Annotated in this window: 15 protein-coding genes; 10 read left to right on the forward strand and 5 right to left on the reverse strand. The window is 60.4% G+C overall.

Features of this window, described 5'->3' with window-relative positions:
- Positions 1 to 98: 98 nt before the first annotated feature.
- The 4 genes from yrbN (at position 99) to yedF (ending at position 3682) form a co-directional block, all read left to right on the forward strand.
- Positions 99 to 173 (forward strand): protein YrbN, encoded by a 75-nt coding sequence (gene yrbN / locus AC2CGI_RS13640; protein WP_223182019.1) that lies wholly within the window; start codon positions 99 to 101, stop codon positions 171 to 173.
- Positions 163 to 2085 carry a DEAD/DEAH family ATP-dependent RNA helicase gene (locus AC2CGI_RS13645; protein WP_004933492.1) on the forward strand — a complete coding sequence of 641 codons (1923 nt, stop codon included), beginning with the start codon at positions 163 to 165 and terminating at the stop codon, positions 2083 to 2085. The genes yrbN and AC2CGI_RS13645 overlap by 11 nt, the downstream gene beginning before the upstream one ends.
- 146 nt (positions 2086 to 2231) lie before the next feature.
- Entirely contained in the window at positions 2232 to 3446 is a 1215-nt protein-coding gene (yedE, locus tag AC2CGI_RS13650) for a selenium metabolism membrane protein YedE/FdhT (protein ID WP_004933488.1), read from the forward strand.
- Positions 3443 to 3682: a sulfurtransferase-like selenium metabolism protein YedF gene (gene yedF, locus AC2CGI_RS13655; RefSeq protein WP_004933486.1), complete on the forward strand. Its 240-nt coding sequence runs from the start codon at positions 3443 to 3445 to the stop codon at positions 3680 to 3682. The genes yedE and yedF overlap by 4 nt, the downstream gene beginning before the upstream one ends.
- Positions 3683 to 3719: 37 nt before the next feature.
- Here the strand turns inward: yedF and AC2CGI_RS13660 are convergent, their stop codons facing one another.
- The gene (locus AC2CGI_RS13660; RefSeq protein WP_015376417.1) at positions 3720 to 4733 is read right to left on the reverse strand and encodes a luciferase-like monooxygenase; all 1014 of its coding nucleotides are present in this window, start codon (positions 4731 to 4733) and stop codon (positions 3720 to 3722) included.
- A gap of 231 nt (positions 4734 to 4964) precedes the next feature.
- Between AC2CGI_RS13660 and AC2CGI_RS13665 the strand changes: the two genes are divergently transcribed.
- From AC2CGI_RS13665 to AC2CGI_RS13680, 4 genes are all read left to right on the forward strand, one after another.
- Entirely contained in the window at positions 4965 to 5936 is a 972-nt protein-coding gene (locus tag AC2CGI_RS13665) for an HlyD family secretion protein (protein WP_004933479.1), read from the forward strand.
- Complete coding sequence (locus tag AC2CGI_RS13670; protein ID WP_015376418.1) at positions 5918 to 7072, forward strand: ABC transporter permease; 1155 nt, start codon at positions 5918 to 5920, stop codon at positions 7070 to 7072. The genes AC2CGI_RS13665 and AC2CGI_RS13670 overlap by 19 nt, the downstream gene beginning before the upstream one ends.
- A complete protein-coding gene (locus tag AC2CGI_RS13675; protein WP_049243041.1) occupies positions 7069 to 8208 on the forward strand; it encodes an ABC transporter permease in 1140 nt (379 codons plus the stop codon). Before AC2CGI_RS13670 ends, AC2CGI_RS13675 begins: the two co-directional genes overlap by 4 nt.
- Positions 8209 to 8317: 109 nt before the next feature.
- Positions 8318 to 8737, forward strand: a complete 420-nt coding sequence (locus AC2CGI_RS13680) for a hypothetical protein (RefSeq protein WP_130054891.1) — start codon at positions 8318 to 8320, stop codon at positions 8735 to 8737.
- Between the two features lie 307 nt (positions 8738 to 9044).
- Here the strand turns inward: AC2CGI_RS13680 and AC2CGI_RS13685 are convergent, their stop codons facing one another.
- Together AC2CGI_RS13685 and ubiU are read right to left on the reverse strand one after the other, a co-directional pair.
- Complete coding sequence (locus tag AC2CGI_RS13685; RefSeq protein WP_060558420.1) at positions 9045 to 9923, reverse strand: U32 family peptidase; 879 nt, start codon at positions 9921 to 9923, stop codon at positions 9045 to 9047.
- 11 nt (positions 9924 to 9934) lie between these two features.
- Positions 9935 to 10930: a ubiquinone anaerobic biosynthesis protein UbiU gene (ubiU, locus tag AC2CGI_RS13690; protein ID WP_015376422.1), complete on the reverse strand. Its 996-nt coding sequence runs from the start codon at positions 10928 to 10930 to the stop codon at positions 9935 to 9937.
- A gap of 258 nt (positions 10931 to 11188) precedes the next feature.
- Between ubiU and ubiT the strand changes: the two genes are divergently transcribed.
- A complete protein-coding gene (gene ubiT, locus AC2CGI_RS13695; protein ID WP_049187007.1) occupies positions 11189 to 11710 on the forward strand; it encodes a ubiquinone anaerobic biosynthesis accessory factor UbiT in 522 nt (173 codons plus the stop codon).
- Complete coding sequence (locus tag AC2CGI_RS13700) at positions 11704 to 12207, forward strand: GNAT family N-acetyltransferase (protein WP_033648656.1); 504 nt, start codon at positions 11704 to 11706, stop codon at positions 12205 to 12207. The genes ubiT and AC2CGI_RS13700 overlap by 7 nt, the downstream gene beginning before the upstream one ends.
- 580 nt (positions 12208 to 12787) lie before the next feature.
- On the opposite strand, the gene AC2CGI_RS13705 is transcribed toward AC2CGI_RS13700, so the two are convergent.
- Both AC2CGI_RS13705 and potE read right to left on the reverse strand, forming a co-directional pair.
- Positions 12788 to 13081, reverse strand: coding sequence for a GIY-YIG nuclease family protein (locus AC2CGI_RS13705; RefSeq protein ID WP_139339704.1), 294 nt, complete (start codon positions 13079 to 13081; stop codon positions 12788 to 12790).
- A gap of 86 nt (positions 13082 to 13167) precedes the next feature.
- Positions 13168 to 14484: a putrescine-ornithine antiporter gene (gene potE, locus AC2CGI_RS13710; RefSeq protein ID WP_080497842.1), complete on the reverse strand. Its 1317-nt coding sequence runs from the start codon at positions 14482 to 14484 to the stop codon at positions 13168 to 13170.
- Positions 14485 to 14539: the final 55 nt, after the last annotated feature.

A 14539-nucleotide genomic window follows, 5' to 3' on the forward strand; every position in this document is an offset into this window, starting at 1 on the left:
GAACATTGGTTTTTAACCAAAGTTATCGCCTTCACGGGCGAGGGCTTTTTTGTTCGTTTTATAATCTAATTTGAGCCGGTTCACACTTTTCAATGAAAATGACTGAAAATTTTCTCGACGAGTTATGTAGACTGGCTGCCATTATTAATGAGGCACGTGTACATGACGACTGAGTTTGAAACCTCTTTTGCCGATCTGGGGCTGTCTGCTCCAATCATTTCCGCCCTGAACGATCTGGGCTATGAAAAACCATCTCCGATCCAGGCTGAGTGTATTCCTCACCTGTTGAACGGCCGCGACGTGCTGGGCATGGCGCAGACCGGTAGTGGTAAAACTGCAGCGTTCTCGCTGCCGCTGCTGCACAACCTGCAGGCAGACCTGAAAGCACCTCAGATCCTGGTGCTGGCGCCGACCCGCGAACTGGCGGTTCAGGTTGCTGAAGCGATGACCGATTTCTCCAAACACATGAACGGCGTCAACGTGGTAGCCCTGTACGGCGGCCAGCGTTACGACGTGCAGCTGCGCGCTCTGCGCCAGGGCCCGCAAATCGTTGTGGGTACCCCAGGCCGTCTGCTGGACCACCTGAAGCGCGGCACCCTGAACCTCTCCAATCTGAGCGGTTTGGTGCTGGATGAAGCCGACGAAATGCTGCGCATGGGCTTTATCGAAGACGTAGAAACCATCATGGCTGAGATCCCGGCTGAACATCAGACCGCGCTGTTCTCCGCCACCATGCCGGAAGCGATCCGTCGCATCACCCGCCGCTTCATGAAAGAGCCGCAGGAAGTGCGCATCCAATCCAGCGTCACCACCCGTCCGGACATCAGCCAGAGCTACTGGTCGGTCTACGGCATGCGTAAAAACGAAGCGCTGGTGCGTTTCCTGGAAGCCGAAGACTTTGACGCGGCGATCATCTTCGTCCGTACCAAGAACGCGACCCTGGAAGTGGCCGAAGCGCTGGAGCGCAGCGGTTACAGCAGCGCCGCGCTGAACGGCGACATGAACCAGGCGCTGCGTGAGCAGACTCTGGAGCGTCTGAAAGACGGTCGTCTGGATATCCTGATCGCGACCGACGTTGCGGCCCGTGGCCTGGACGTTGAGCGCATCAGCCTGGTTGTCAACTACGACATCCCGATGGACTCCGAGTCTTACGTTCACCGTATCGGCCGTACCGGTCGTGCGGGCCGCGCTGGCCGCGCGCTGCTGTTCGTGGAAAACCGCGAACGCCGCCTGCTGCGCAACATCGAACGCACCATGAAGCTGACCATCCCGGAAGTGGAACTGCCGAACGCAGAACTGCTGGGCGAGCGTCGTCTGGCCAAGTTCGCCGCGAAAGTTCAGCAGCAGCTGGAAAGCAGCGATCTGGACCTGTATCGCGCACTGCTGACCAAACTGCAACCGGAAGAAGAGCTGGATATGGAAACTCTGGCCGCAGCGCTGCTGAAAATGGCACAGGGCGAACGTCCGCTGATCCTGCCGCCGGATCCGGTCTTCAAGCCGCGTCAGCGCCGCGAGTTCAACGACCGTGACGATCGTCGCGGTGATCGTGGCGACCGTCGTGACAGCCGTGACGGCGATCGTCCGCGTCGCGAACGTCGTGACGTTGGCGAAATGCAGTTGTACCGCATCGAAGTGGGCCGTGACGATGGCGTTGAAGTGCGTCACATCGTTGGCGCTATCGCTAACGAAGGCGACATCAGCAGCCGTTACATCGGTAACATCAAGCTGTTCGCTTCCCACTCCACCATCGAGCTGCCAAAAGGCATGCCGGGCGAGATCCTGAATCACTTCACTCGCACTCGCATCCTGAACAAGCCGATGAACATGCAGCTGCTGGGCGATGCACAGCCGTTCGAACGTCGCGAGCGTCGTGACGGTGGCAACGGCGGCGAGCGTCGCGGCAACGGTCGTCCGTTCAACGGCGAACGTCGCGAAGGCGGCCCACGTCGCTCCTTCGGCGAACGTCGTGAAGGCGGCAACGGCGGCGAGCGTCGTGGCGGTAACTACAACCGTGACGGCAAGCCGGCGCCACGCCGTGATGACGGCGCACCGGCGGCACCACGTCGTCGTTTCGGCGACGCGTAATCGCTGATTCGCCGTTCGCGGTGAAGCGCTCTGAAAAACCAGCCTGCGGGCTGGTTTTTTTATGCCTGAAAATTGCCGTCAAACGCCCCTGAATGGCGTATCATTCATAAGGTTTTTTCTTACGGATGATATGCACGGGAGATGCCATGAGTTGGCAGCAGTTCAAATCTCAATACCTGGTGCGCTTTTGGGCGCCGCTGCCGGCGGTGATCGCCGCCGGGATCCTCTCTACCTACTACTTCGGCATGACCGGCACCTTCTGGGCGGTGACCGGCGAATTCACCCGCTGGGGCGGCCATGTGCTGCAGTGGTTCGGCCTGCACCCCGAGCAATGGGGCTATTTCAAGGTCATCGGCCTGCAGGGCACGCCGCTGGAGCGCATCGACGGGCGCATGATCATCGGCATGTTCGCCGGCTGCATCGCCGCCGCGTTGTGGGCCAACAACATCAAGCTGCGTCAACCGCAGCACCGCATTCGCATCGTGCAGGCGCTGCTGGGCGGCATCATCGCCGGCTTCGGCGCGCGGCTGGCGATGGGGTGCAACCTGGCGGCGTTCTTCACCGGCATCCCTCAGTTCTCGTTGCACGCCTGGTTCTTCGCGCTGGCGACCGCAGCCGGCTCTTACTTCGGCGCCAAATTCACGCTGCTGCCGATGTTCCGCATTCCGGTCAAATTGCAAAAGGTGAAGGCCGCCGCGCCGCTGACGCAGAAGCCTGAGCAGGCGCGCCGCCGCTTCCGGTTGGGCATGGCGATCTTCGGTCTGGCGGTGGCCTGGTCGCTGTGGACGCTGTTCGATGCGCCGAAGCTCGGCATCGCCATGCTGTTCGGCATCGGCTTTGGCCTGCTGATCGAGCGCGCGCAGATCTGCTTCACTTCGGCGTTCCGCGATCTGTGGATCACCGGCCGCACCCACATGGCGAAAGCCATCATCATCGGCATGGCGGTGAGCGCCATCGGCATCTTCAGCTATGTGCAGCTCGGCGTGGCGCCGAAGATCATGTGGGCCGGCCCGAATGCGGTGCTGGGCGGTTTGCTGTTTGGCTTCGGCATCGTGCTGGCCGGCGGCTGCGAGACCGGTTGGATGTACCGCGCCGTGGAAGGGCAGGTGCACTACTGGTGGGTGGGGCTGGGCAATATCATCGGCGCTACGCTGCTGGCCTATTACTGGGACGACCTGGCGCCGGCGCTGGCGACCGACTACGACAAGATCAACCTGCTCGACACCTTCGGCCCGATCGGCGGCCTGCTGGTGACTTACCTGCTGCTGGCGCTGGCCTTCGCCGCCATGCTGTGGTGGGAGAAACGCTTTTTCCGCGCCCGGCCTGAGGCGCAGGTGGTGAATTTGAGGAGCATGCCATGAAAGAGACGACGATAGTGCCGGACTACCGGCTGGACATGCTGGGTGAGCCTTGCCCGTACCCGGCGGTGGCGACGCTGGAGGCGATGCCGCAGCTGAAGCCGGGGGAGATCCTGGAGGTGATCAGTGATTGCCCGCAGTCGATCAACAACATCCCGCTCGATGCGCGCAACCACGGCTACAAGGTGTTGGATATCCAGCAGGACGGGCCGACCATCCGCTACCTGATCCAGCGTTAACGCCAAGGCGGTGGGGTTCCCACCGCCTTTTCGCTTTTTAGCCCTTCACGATGTCGCCCTTCACGCCGGCGACGATCTCGAACGAACGCAGCCGCGCCTGATGATCGAAAATCTGGCCGTTGACCATGATCTCGTCGGCATCGGTTTCACGCAGCAGCGTTTGCAGCCCGTGACGCACCGTTTTTTCATCGCCGACGATCGACATCCGCAGCGCCTGTTCGACGCCGTACTGCTCGCCGGCGCTCCACAGCGCGTGGATGTTATCCACCGGCGGCGGCAGCGGGCCGGGCGAACCGCGGCGCAGATTGATGAACTGCTGCTGCATCGAGCTGAACAGGAAGCGCGCGTCGCGGTCGCTGTCGGCGGCGATCACGTTGACGCACACCATGGCATGCGGCTGCGCCAGCTGTTTGGAGGGTTTGAAGTTCTCGCGGTACAGTTGCAGCGCCTGGAACAGCATATCCGGAGCGAAGTGCGAAGCGAAGGCGAACGGCAGGCCGAGCTGCGCCGCCAGCTGTGCGCTGTAGAGGCTGGAGCCGAGCAGCCAGAGCGGCACATGCAGCCCCTGGCCCGGCACCGCCTGCACCGGCTGGCCGGGCTGCGCGTCGCAGAAGTAGTTTTGCAGTTCCTGCACGTCGCGCGGGAAGGTATCCACATCGCCGGACAGGTGGCGGCGCAGCGCCATCATGGTGCGTTGATCGGTGCCGGGCGCGCGGCCCAGCCCCAGATCGATGCGGCCGGGGTAGAGCGATTCCAGCGTGCCGAACTGTTCAGCGATCACCAGCGGCGCATGGTTCGGCAGCATTACGCCGCCGGAGCCGAGGCGAATGCTCTGGGTGCCGGCGGCCAGATAGCCCAGCAGCACCGAGGTGGCGGCGCTGCCGATGCCGGTCATATTGTGGTGCTCGGCCAGCCAGTAGCGCTGGTAGCCCCAGCGTTCGGCGTGTTGCGCCAGATCCAGCGAACAGTGGAAAGCGTCGCGCGCCTTGGCCCCTTGCGGGATTGGCGATAAATCCAGTACCGAAAGCGGTACGGCAGTGTGTTCAGTCATGACATCGTCCATCAGAGAGTGGATCGCTTAAAGGGCGATTGCAGGAATCTGCATACTAAAAGGCCGAAAAAAGATGCTTTTTAGTGTTAAAAGCATAATCCAATTTATAGTTATAAAAGAGGAGATATGTGCTTGTGATATCCTCATGAGTGCAATGGTGTTTTTTGGAGCAATTTGAGACATGGAAATGATGATCCCCGCCCGCCGCTTACCGTTCCGGGAGCCGATATAATGAAAAAAAAGACGCTGTTTACCCTGTTGCTGATGATGGTGGCGATCGCATTGGCGATCCTGTTCCGCGCGCACAATCAGGATCTGTTGCTGCAGGGTGAAGTGGATGCCCCCGAAGTGATCGTCGCATCCAAGGCGAAAGGCCGGGTTGTTGAACGCCTGATCGAACGCGGCGATGACGTGAAAAGCGGCCAGCTGATCATCCAACTCGACAGCCCCGAATTGATGGCGCAGCTGCGTTCCGCGCAGGCGACGCGCGACGAGGCCAAAGCGCAGCTCGAGCTGTCGCTGCACGGCACCCGAGAAGAGAGCATCCGCAACCTGCGCGCCAACCTGGCGCAGGCCGAGGCGCAGTACCGCAATGCGCAAAACGACTACAACCGTAACCTGAGCGTGGCCGGCAAGGGCTATATCTCGAAGTCCGAGCTGGACGCTTCGCGCCGGTCGCGCGACACCGCCTTCCAGCAGGTGCAGGCCGCCAAGGCCAACCTGGATGAAGGCATCAACGGCGACCGCGTCGAGCAGCGGCAGCAATATGCGGCGGCGCTGCGGGCGGCGGAAGAGAACCTGCTGCAGATCCAGGCGCAGAGCGACGATCTGCAGGTGAAAGCGCCGGTGGACGGCGAAGTGGGGCCGATCCCGGCCGAAGTGGGCGAATTGCTGAACGCCGGCAGCCCGCTGGTGACGTTGATCCGGGTGCCGGACGCTTACTTCGTGTTTAACCTGCGTGAAGACATCCTGGCCCACGTGCGCAAAGGCGACAAGGTCAAGCTGCGGGTGCCGGCGCTGAAGGACAAAATGATCGACACCGAGGTGCGCTACATCGCGCCGCTGGGGGATTACGCCACCAAACGCGCCACCCGCGCCACCGGCGACTTCGACCTGAAAACCTTCGAAGTGCGCCTGTATCCGTCACAGCCGGTGGACGGCCTGCGTCCGGGGATGAGCACCTTATGGCAATGGAAAGAGTAAGGGCCGGCTGGCGCTGCTTCAGTCACGCGTTCGACAAAGAGTGTCGCGTCGCCTTTCGCAGCCCGGTGGTGCACTGGCTGAGCTGGATCTTTCCGCTGATCCTGTTTGCGCTGATCAGCAGCAACTTCTCCGAAGGCACGCTGCTCGATCTGCCGGTCTCGGTGGTGGACAGCGATCACAGTCCGCTGTCCAAATCGCTGACGCGCCGGCTGGACGCCGGGTCGCACGCCCACGTCGAGGCATACGGCGGCGGGCTGCCGGAGTCGCTGAGCCGCCTGCGCAGCGCGCAGGATTACGCGTTGCTGTATATCCCACCGGACTTTGAGGCCAATGCGCTGTCGGGCAAACAGCCGAGCGTGGTGATGTACTACAACGCGCTGTTTTACGGCGCCGGGCTGTACTCCACCCAGGACTTCGGCGGCCTGATGAACGAAATCAACGCCAGCACCCGCAGCATCATCGCCACCGAGATGGGCAAAACGTTGCCGCCGCTGGCGGACGTGACGCTCTCCTACGGCAGCCTGTTCAACGCCAGCGGCAGCTATATCTATTACCAGCAGTTCGCCGCCACCATCCACCTGCTGCAGCTGTTCGCGGTGACCTGCATGATATATGTGCTGGCGCGCAGCAAGTCGCTGCTGCAGGCCAAGCCGTTCAGCCTGGCGCTGCTCGGCAAGCTGGCGCCGTACACGCTGTGTTTCACCACCCTGCTGATGGTGGAGATCGCGGCGCTGGTGGGCATCTTTGACGCCCGCGTCAGCGGCAACCCGCTGTTTATGCTGATGATCGGCCTGTTTTATGTGATGGCGGCGCAGAGCATCGGCCTGCTGCTGTACACCTTTACCGGCAGCACCATCACCGCCTACAGCCTGATCGGTATTTTGGTCAGTATCGCGATGACCTTCTCCGGCATGGCGGTGCCTGAGCTGTCGATGCCGCTGCCGGCGCGCATCATTTCCAACATCGAACCGCTGACCCACGCGCTGTACGCGATGTTTGACGTGTTCCTGCGGCAGGTGCACGCCAGCGCCATCTTCAGCGTGTGCGCGCTGCTGGCGGTCTATCCGCTGGTGGCCGCGCTGCTGGTGCGCAATCGCCTGCCGGCGCGGCTGGCAAAAGAGGGGAGCGCCGGATGAAGCTTTATTGGCAAACCTTCGTTAAGGTGCTGCTCGGCATGCTGGAGCGGCCGGTGTGGCTGATGCTGATCCTGTCGCTGTGCATCATGAGCCTGGTGTACGCCAACCGCACGGTGTGGGATCTGCCGGTGGGCGTGATCGATCAGGATCACAGCACCGCCAGCCGGCAGCTGATCCGCCAACTGGACGCTACCTCCAAGATCGCGATTGAAACCTACGACAGCCTGGAACAGGCGCAGCGCGATCTCAGCTGGCGCAAGCTGTTTGCGGTGATCATCATGCCGGTGGATCTGGAGAAGAAAATTCTCAGCGGGCAGAACATTGTGGTGCCGATGTACGGCGACGCCACCAACCGCCTGGCCAACGGCCAGATCCAGCAGGACGTGGTGGCGGCCTATCAGCAGCTGCTGACGCAATACAACAACGGGCTGCTGCTGCGCAGCGGCTTCAGCGAACGGCAGGCGCAGATACTGCTGACGCCGATACTGGGGCAAACGCTGGACGTGTTCAACCCCGGCATCAGCTTTGCGGCGATCATCTTCCCCGGCCTGCTGGTGATGCTGTTGCAGCACTCGCTGCTGATCGCCTGTATCCGCGTCAATATCGCCATGAAGAGCATGCCCGGCGGCAAGGCGCCGCTGGCGGCGCACCTCGGCGGGCTGACGGCGCTGCTGCCGATCTGGCTGTTCCTGTCGATCGTGCTGTTCGTGCTGTGGCCGTGGGTATTGGGCTATAGGCAGACGGCGAACATCGCCGAGCTGCTGCTGCTGACCTTCCCGTTCCTGCTGGCGGTATTGGGGCTGGGCAAGCTGGTGACCGAGTGCCTGCGCAGCGTCGAGATGATCTACCTGACGCTGGCGTTCATCACCACGCCGATCTTCTACCTGTCCGGCACTATCTGGCCGCTGCAGTCGATGCCGGCCTGGGTGCGCGCCATCTCGTACAGCATCCCCTCCACCTGGGGCACCAAGGCGATCGCCGGCGTCAACCAGATGGGGCTGTCGCTGAATGAGGTGTGGGGCGACGTCGCCATGATGCTGATACTCGGCGTGGTCTACACCCTGCTGGGCTTCGGCGTCGGCTTCTTGCGCAACAGCGTGGCGCTGCGCGGGATGTTCAGGAAACGGCGGGCGTAGGGGATAAATAAAGGCGCCATTTTCGGCGCCTTTATTATTTCGTATTATTGATATGTCTAAGGTGATTTATTTAGCTGGGCGTCTGCTCTTATTTTTAATTTGATTTGTTATGTTGATTTTGGTAGTTGTAATTGTCGACCTGCTTAGGGAATTAATGGTTGGCGTTAGCTTTATCTATAACGTGTTATTTAAAGGATGGAATAATATGTCAACAATAAGAGCGCTTGATTTTGATGAGATAAAATTGATTGGCGGTTGTGGCGATGGAAATAACGGCGGCGATCGTGACAGGCCAGGCAGAGGTGCGTCAAACTCTTGTGCCAATCAGGTTGGAATGGGCATTATCATTGGCGCATTTACCGGTTTTTCCGGCGGCCCTCCAGGGATGATAGGTATGGCGGTTGCCGGTGGCTTAATGGGGGCGGTCTCTTGCGCAGATAACAGCCCTGCCGGGAATAATAAGAATAACGGTGGTGCCTTGGGTGGGAATAAAAACGCCAATAGCGTTAATGGGCAATGTCGCTGGTGATGAGTAAATCGCTTTTAGAGTGTCAAAAATAGAGGGTGGGTTATGGTTAATAGACGTCTTTTAAACCCGCTATGTAATATGATTGCGCTAACGTTGAGTATGTTACTTGTCTCGTTCTCCTCACTGAGTATTATTTCATACGGAGAACATTTGGTAGATGCGGCCATCGCGGTTTTCACTTATTTTGGTATCAGAAGCTGCTGCCTGATGTGTGTAAGTTTATTCCATTGGTTCCACGGTGGAGATGAGCGCATTAATCTTGATAAATAAACAGAGCCGGCAGCGCCCGCTGCCGGCTCTGTCCTCGTTAAGACACCAACTCCAGCCCCGCCACCCGGCGCCAGTAGCCGTTGCAGTCGGCGTGGTCGGTCAAGGCCAGCGGCTGCTCACCGCGCTCGTTGGCGCGGAAGGCGTCGATTTGCGCCAGCGTCTCGGCGCCCTGCGGCGACAGCCGCACGATGTCCACCAGCCCCTGCATGCTCGGCAGCTCGTTGCCGAGGTTGTAGCAGTAACCGCTCATGGTCTGGATGCCGTTGAGCACGAATACCTGCTGTTGTTCTTGGGAGCGCATCATGCGGCCCTGCGGATATTTGATGCAGCAGGTTTCGCACTCGTCCTTGCCGCGGTTCTCCGAGCGGGCGGTGAAGCAGCGCGCCGAATAGGCTAGCGGCAGATGGCCGTAGCTCAGCACCTCCACCTCGAAATCGTGGCGGAAGCCCAGCTCGTCGCACTGCGTCAGCAGGTTGGCCAGCCAGTCGCGCGACAGCTCGACCGGCATGCACCAGCGCACCATGCCCTGGCGGCGCAGCAGGCGCAGGGTATAGGCGTTGTAGCAGTTCAGCGCATGGCCGGCGACGAACGGCAAGCCGCGTTCCGCCGCCATGTTCACCGCGCCCAGATCGTTGGCTTCCAACAGGAACTCGCCGTTCTCCACATAGCGTTTCAGCTCATTCAACTCGGACGGCGCCTGCAGCAGCGCCAGCGTGGAGATAACCACCTGTTTGCCGCTGTGGGCGATCTCGCGCGCCAGCGCCAGCCAATCGCTAACCTTCATCTCGCGCCGTTTGGTGCAGACGCTCTCGCCGAGGTAAATGATGTCGGCGCTGCTCTCCGCCGCCTGTTGATAGAACGCCGCGATGTCGGTTTTCGGCCAGTAGTAGAGTACCGGCCCCAGTGCGTATTTCATGTTTCCTCCGGCTACTGCCATTTGCGGTGATAGGCGCCCAGCGTGGTCTGGGTGCCCTCGGACATCGCGCCCAGCGTCTCCATCCAGGCGGCGTCGGCGCGGTAGGCGGCCGGATCGGCCTGGCAACGGTCGATCGCCTGGCGCCAGACGCGCGCCACCTGGCTGACGTAGGCCGGGCTGCGCTGGCGGCCTTCGATCTTCACCGAGGCGATGTTGGCGGCCAGCAGCTCTGGCAGCAGCTCCAGCGTATTGAGGCTGGTGGGCTCTTCCAGCGCGTGGTAGCGCACGTCGTCCACCAGATAGCGGCCCTTGCACAGCGTCGGGTAACCGGCGTTTTCATGGTCCTGGTAGCGGTCGATCAGCACGTCGTTCAGGCGCGACTCCATACCCTGCGGGGTTTGCTGCCAGCGCACGAAGCGCGCCGGCGAGCAGGCGCCGACGGTGTTCGGCGACTCGCCGGTCAGGTAGGAGGAGAGGTAGCAGCGCCCCTCGGCCATGATGCACAGGCTGCCGAAGGCGAACACTTCCAGCGGCACCGGGCTGGTGCGCGCCAGCTGTTTCACCTGATGCATCGACAGCACGCGCGGCAGCACCACCCGGCCCACCTCGAAGTTGCGCTGGTAGAAACGGATCGCCTCTTCGTTGGTGGCGGAGGCCTGCACCGAAACGTGGCGCTCCAGCTGCGGGTAGCGCTGGGCGGCGTATTCCAGCATCGCCAGATCCGCCAGAATCAGCGCATCGGCGCCCAGCTGGGCGGCCATATCCACCGCGCGCTGCCAGCGGGCGTAGCCGTCGGGATGGGCGAAGGTGTTGATGGCGATATGCAATTTGCGGCCGTGGCGATGCACGTAATCAACCGCTTCCTGCAGCTTTTTCTCGGTGAAGTTGAGGCCGGCGAAGTGGCGCGCGTTGGTATCGTCTTTCAGCCCGATGTAAACGGCGTCGGCGCCGTTATCTACCGCGGCCTTCAGGGCCGGCAGGTTGCCGGCGGGGCAAAGCAGCTCCATAGATTTATCCTGGCTTAGCCGTGCGCCCGGCCGGGCGCACGCTGTCTTTAAAGGTTGCCGGCGGCGGTGTTCTGCCGGCAAACGCGAATCGGGGAGGCCATTTTAGGCGAAGGGGTGCGCACAGGTTTTGATTTGGGGCAGCTTATGGCGTATTGATAAACATGGCGGTGAAATGCACTATTTGTTGATATAGACCGCTGAAGCCGCGCGCCAGTGTGGCAAAATAGCGGTAGTCCGTATTGAAAGGAGTGGATGACCGTGTTGGAACAACTACGAGCACGCCTTGTGCGCCAGGGGCCGTCGCTGCTGCGCATCCCGCTGAAATTCACGCCGTTCGCCCTGCAGCGCCAGCTGCTGCAACAGGTGCTGAGCTGGCAGTTCCGCCAGGCGTTGGCGGATGGCGAACTGGAATTTCTCGAATCGCGCTGGTTAAAGATCGAAGTTCGCGATCTGGCGCTACACTGGTTTATGACGGTAGAAAACGACAAACTGGTGGTCAGCCAGCACGCCGAAGCGGACGTCAGCTTCAGCGGCGACGCCAACGATCTGATCCTGATCGCGGCGCGCAAGCAAGATCCGGATACGCTGTTCTTTCAGCGTCGGCTGCAGATTGAAGGGGATACCGAATTGGGCCTGTATGTGAAAAATTTGATGGACGCCATCGAGCTGGAAAGCATGCCTGCGCCGCTGCGCATGGGGCTGCTGCAGTTGGCTGATTTTGTCGAAGCAGGGCTGCAGGAGGGCACGGCGTCGGCTTCCCGTGTGGCGGTATCATGCTGATCCGCGTAGAGATCCCGGTAGACGCGGCGGGCATCGACGCCTTGCTGCGCCGCGCCTTTGGCCGCGACGACGAAGCAGACCTGGTGCAACAGCTGCGCGAAGACGGCCTGCTGACGCTGGGCGTGGTCGCCACTGACGACGAAGGCGGCGTAGTGGGTTATGCCGCGTTCAGCCCGGTAGACGTGGCCGGCGAAGACCGCCAATGGGTGGCGCTGGCGCCGCTGGCGGTTGATGAAAGCCTGCGCCGTCAGGGGCTGGCTGAAAAGCTGGTGTACGAAGGCTTGGATTCGCTGAACGAATTCAGCTACGCCGCGGTGGTGGTGCTGGGCGATCCGGCCTATTACGGCCGCTTCGGTTTCAAACCGGCCGCCGCCTATGGTCTGAATTGTCGCTGGCCGGACACGGAAAGCGCGTTCCAGGTGTATCCGCTGGCGGAAGACGCCCTGAATGGCGTCAGCGGCGAAGTGGCTTTTTCGGCGCCGTTTAATCGCTTTTAACCACCGGCAACAAATACTCCAACGACAGCGGCGGGTGATTCACCAGCCGCTCTTTTTGTATTTTGCTCAGCTGTTTGAGTCAAAACTCCAGTTTCACCAGCTGTATATAACTGGCTATTGGGCTAATGCGATTGGTGATAATACCAATCTGGGTGCCCGCCAATTTTCTTTCATAGATTTGAAAGCGACTCTTTTCTCCAGTCTTACTTGCGAACCCTTTTTTGAGCGGTAAATTTAACTTATTGATTTTTTTATAATAAGTCTTTAAGTGATTTTAAAAAGGTTTTTTGACACAACAGATAGATTTTCTTTAGATAATCAGCTGATTAGCGCTAATCTTCAACAGTGCACTGCCGTACAGGCAGCTTAGAAATCGCCCCAGCCGTTGCGCACCTTGAGGATGGCGTGCACTGCCGTACAGGCAGCTTAGAAAGCAAAGGCAAGGATGACGGGCTGGCGGAGCTTGTGCACTGCCGTATAGGCAGCTTAGAAATTCGGCGGCCGGCCGCGAGCGTCTTGCCATCAGTTCACTGCCGTCCAGGCAGGTCGAATAGAAGGGATAAAACTTTACCGACACCTGTTAACCAGTAAGCAAATACGCCAACGACAGCGGTGGGTGATTCACCAGCCGCTCTTTTTGTATTTTGCTCAGCTGTTTGACGCGGTATTCCAGCTTCAGCGCCGTTGAGCGATCCCCCACCTGGCAGTGAAACGCCAGCGTCAGCTCCCCTTTGCCGCGCAGCGCCTTGGCGCCTTTGCCGGCCTGATGTTGCGCCAGACGGCGCGCCACGTCGGTGGTGATGCCGGTATACAGTATGCCGCTCGGTAAACGCAGCATATAGAGGTGCCAGGGAGTGGGGGTAGTGTCGGTCATCGTATGCCGTTTTGGTGGCCAGGGTCGGCGTATGATGGCATGTTCGCCGCCACAATCCCATCCCCGGCCGCCGGTGCCTTACCGCTTTACCCCTTTTTTCCCGCCAGCTCGAAGCGCGGCGAAACGATGCCGTACAGCGTCCAGCCGAGGAAGGTGGCGATGGCACCCCACATCATCGCTTCCTCACCGGAGCTGTAAAGCGCATAGAAGCTGTACAGCGCGCCGATGCCGGCGATGATATTGGCGATGCGCGCCTTGTTGTCCGGCACCTTCGCCACTTTCTGAATAATGACCAACGCCGCCATCGACAGGATGTACGGGATGATGTTGGTCACCACCGCCAGGTTCACCAGCACGTTGAACTGCTTGTTCAATGATGGGCTGATGGTCATCAGCGACAAACCGCTCTGGATGACGACGATGGTCAGCATGCCTTTAACCGGCGCGTCGGCCTTGCTCAGTTTGGAGAAGATTTTCGGGAAGAAGCCGCTGTCGGCGGAGGATTTGAACACCTGCGCGATGGTGAACTGCCAGCCGAGCAGCGAGCCGACGCAGGACATCACCATCAACGCCATGATGATCTTGCCGACCGTCGGGTTGAACATGTGGGAGAACGCCAGCCCGAACGGAGCGGTGGAGTTGGCCAGATCCATATTCGGCACGATGCCGGCGATCACGTTGGTCGAAACGATATAGATCACCGCCGCGCTGAGGGTGCCGCCCAGTACGGCGATCGGCACGTTGCGCTCCGGATTTTCCACCACGTCGGTATTGGCGCAGGCGGATTCCAGCCCCAGGAACGCCCACAAGGTCATCGAGATCGAAGCGCCGATGGCTTCGAAGGTCAGCACCTGATGCGGGTTCCAGGCGGCGACGTAGGCGCTGCCGCTGAACCAGTACCAGCCGATGACCGAGATGCCCACCACCGGAATGATCACGCCCCAGACGGTGATGCCGCTGATTTTGCCGGTGATGCGCGCACCGCCGAAGTTGGCGACGGTCGCAAGCCACAGCACGCCGATGGTGGCGATACAGATCCCGAGCGGGCTGAGCGTGGTGTCGAACAGCTCGGTGCCGTAGCCGACGGCGGAAATGGCGATGGCGATATTGGCGATCAGCAGCGAAACGCCGTAGGTGTAGTTCGCCATGAAGTTGCCTGATTTACCAAAGGCGTATTCGGCGTAGCCGCCCATGCCGCCGGATTTACGGCTGAACATGCCGCATTTGGCGAACGCGTAGGCCAACGCCATCGAGCCGACGGCGGTCACCAGCCAGGAAACGATCGAAATCGTGCCCACTTCGGCCAACTTGGTCGGCAGCATAATTATGCCGGAACCCATCATATTCACGGCGGTCAGGATCGTTAATTGCACGACCCCCATTTTATTATTGGACTTACTCATGATCATTTTCTCTTTTAGGATGCGATCCGGGCGGCGAGAATAATCGCCGCCCTGT

It is taken from the genome of Serratia sp. LSHTC3, from assembly GCF_057197125.1.